6 protein-coding genes and 1 pseudogene are annotated in these 2,487 nt (G+C 60.5%); 6 read left to right on the top strand and 1 reads right to left on the bottom strand.

Features of this window, described 5'->3' with window-relative positions; all coding sequences use genetic code 11:
• Nucleotides 1-168 (bottom strand): RNA polymerase sigma factor (locus ACXJ7R_RS29930; RefSeq protein ID WP_457154978.1); only part of this gene is annotated, 168 nt, incomplete at its 3' end.
• Nucleotides 169-322: 154 nt separating this feature from the next.
• Here ACXJ7R_RS29930 and ACXJ7R_RS29935 point away from each other — a divergent pair.
• From ACXJ7R_RS29935 to ACXJ7R_RS29960, 6 genes and pseudogenes are all read left to right on the top strand, one after another.
• Complete coding sequence (locus tag ACXJ7R_RS29935) at nt 323-646, top strand: ArsR/SmtB family transcription factor (RefSeq protein WP_457154973.1); 324 nt, start codon at nt 323-325, stop codon at nt 644-646.
• Complete coding sequence (locus tag ACXJ7R_RS29940; RefSeq protein WP_457154974.1) at nt 643-1,068, top strand: SRPBCC family protein; 426 nt, start codon at nt 643-645, stop codon at nt 1,066-1,068. Before ACXJ7R_RS29935 ends, ACXJ7R_RS29940 begins: the two co-directional genes overlap by 4 nt.
• A gap of 56 nt (nt 1,069-1,124) precedes the next feature.
• Complete coding sequence (locus ACXJ7R_RS29945; RefSeq protein WP_457154975.1) at nt 1,125-1,346, top strand: hypothetical protein; 222 nt, start codon at nt 1,125-1,127, stop codon at nt 1,344-1,346.
• A gap of 12 nt (nt 1,347-1,358) precedes the next feature.
• Complete coding sequence (locus ACXJ7R_RS29950) at nt 1,359-1,808, top strand: DUF1801 domain-containing protein (RefSeq protein ID WP_457154976.1); 450 nt, start codon at nt 1,359-1,361, stop codon at nt 1,806-1,808.
• 81 nt (nt 1,809-1,889) lie between these two features.
• A complete protein-coding gene (locus ACXJ7R_RS29955) occupies nt 1,890-2,282 on the top strand; it encodes a VOC family protein (RefSeq protein ID WP_457154977.1) in 393 nt (130 codons plus the stop codon).
• A gap of 42 nt (nt 2,283-2,324) precedes the next feature.
• A pseudogene (locus ACXJ7R_RS29960) lies at nt 2,325-2,487 on the top strand (DUF1801 domain-containing protein); the annotation flags it as partial.

Here is a 2,487-nt window from a genome sequence, read left to right on the forward strand (position 1 = left end):
GGCGATGTCTTCGGCATCGGCCTTCTTGCCGCACCAGCGATAGGCGGCGCGATAGACGAAGTCATAGTGCCTTTCCAGCAATTTGCTGAAGGCCCCCCTGTCTCCGCCCTTCGCCCGCCCGATCAGTTCGGCGTCGGAGGCTTCGCTCTCATCCAGCATCATCGCCATCATTTGCCTGTTGGACGAAGGCTAATGGCGATTCCTTGGGGCAATGGAAAGATTTTTTTGGAAACGGGCAGATCGTGGCCATCGCTGCCCCGCTTGACAGATACATATCTCTGCAGTTATACGTAAATCAATAGCCGCCGAGTTATCGATCCCCATGACGAATGCTCACGATGTCCTTTTCCGAACGCTCTCCGATCCGACGCGTCGGGCCATCTTCGAGCGCCTGTGCCGGGAAGGCGAGCAGACGGTCGGCGCCCTGACGGCTCAGTCCGGAGTCTCGCAACCAGCCGTGTCAAAGCATCTCGGCGTGCTCAGGCATGCCGGGCTGGTGCGCGACCGCCATGAGGGGCGGCAGACCCATTACAGCGCCCAACTCGGCGCACTTGCACCGCTGACAGACTGGACGAACCAGATGAACGCATTCTGGCAGAGCCGGTTCGACGACCTCGAAAATCTGCTCAATAGAATGGACCAATGACCAACATTGCGATCGAAACGCGCTCCGTCATTGTCGAACGAGAGATACCTCATCCGCCGGAAAAGATCTGGCGCGCGCTCACCCAACCGCATTTGATCGAGGAGTGGCTGATGAAGAATGATTTCAAGCCAGTCGCGGGTCATCGTTTCAATCTGCGAAAGGACCCGCAGCCTGACGTGAGCATCGTCGTTGACTGTCAGGTAACCGCAATCGAGCCGAACAAGACACTGTCCTACACTTGGCAGGCCTATGGCCTCGAGAGTGTCGTCACATGGACTCTCATGCCGACCAGCACGGGCACTCGATTGCGGATGGAGCAGTCCGGCTTCCGGCCTGATCAGGAGCAGGCATACCGGGGTGCGACGAGTGGGTGGCGGCAGTACTTTGCAAACCTGGCTGAGGTCCTGGCGCGAATGGATTGAAACCCGCCGAGCGGATCACTGGGTCCGCTTCGGCTCGTTTTTAACGGGAGGTCTCATTGGATTGGAACAAGTGGATTCGGCAAACTCATCGCTGGCTGTCGATCATCTTTACGCTGACCGTCATCGCCAACTTCGTTGCCATGACATTGGGGCAGCCGCCTGCCTGGATCGTCTACTCGCCGCTCTTGCCGCTCTTCTTGCTGCTGTTCAGTGGCTTGTACATGTTCGCGCTGCCRTATGCCGCCAAGGGAAACGGCAGGGAACGCGCGGGCGCATAGGAAATGGGCAGAATGGCCAAGACGCAGGGGCAATCGACCAAGGTCGCGGCCAAGGCTGCACCAGTCCTGCTGTCGGGCGGCAACCCGCAAATCGCGAAGGGGGACGGCGACGCGCCGGTGCAGGCCTATATCGCTGCAATGCCGGGCTGGAAACGCGGCCTCGGCGAGCGCCTCGACGCACTCATCGTGCGCAATGTGCCTGATGTCCGCAAAGCCGTGAGATGGAATTCGCCGTTCTACGGCATCGAGGGCCAAGGCTGGTTCGTGACGTTCCATGTCCTGACCCGCTACGTGAAGGTGACCTTCTTCAGCGGCATGTCGTTGCGGCCGGTCCCGCCCGGCGGCACGGCGAAAAGCAAGGACGCACGCTGGATCGACATCCGCGAAGGCGACGCGTTCGACGAGGCGCAGATGGCGGAGTGGGTGAAGCAGGCCGCCGCCCTGCCCGGCTGGATCCCGTAGCCGCGCCCGCGGATTGATTGAAGCCTGCCAGCACAATTCAAACCACGCCCTTCCGACAGGGCGGACAGAGGAGAAATAGCGATGAAGATCAAGCTGACCAGCGTCTATGTGGACGACCAGGAAAACGCCCTGCGCTTCTATACTGAAGTGCTCGGCCTCACCAAGAAGGCCGACTTCAGCAATGGGCCCTATCGCTGGTTGACCGTGGCCTCGTCCGAAGAGCCCGATGGAACCGAGCTGCAACTCGCGCTCAACGACAACCCGGCCGCCAAGGCCTATCAGCAAGCCATCTTCAAGCAAGGCCAGCCCGCGGTCATGTTCTTCACCGATGACGTCAAGGGCGACTACGAGCGCATCAAGGCGAGCGGCGGCGAGTTCACCATGCCGCCGACCGAGGCGACCGGCTCGACCATCGCCCAGTTGAACGACACCTGCGGCAACCTCGTTCAGATCACCCAGCTGGCGCGCTGGTAAAGCGCGGCAAACAAAACGCGTCGTGGCAGAGAAAGGCACGCAATGATTCCATCGCAACAGATCGACCAGCTGATCGCGGGCCTCACGGACTGGCGTGGCAAGACGCTCGCCAGCGTCCGCAAGACCATTCTTGAAGCCGATGGCGAGATCATCGAGGAATGGAAGTGGATGGGAAGCCCGGTGTGGTCCCGCGACGGAATGATCG

It is taken from the genome of Mesorhizobium sp. P5_C1, from assembly GCF_054049815.1.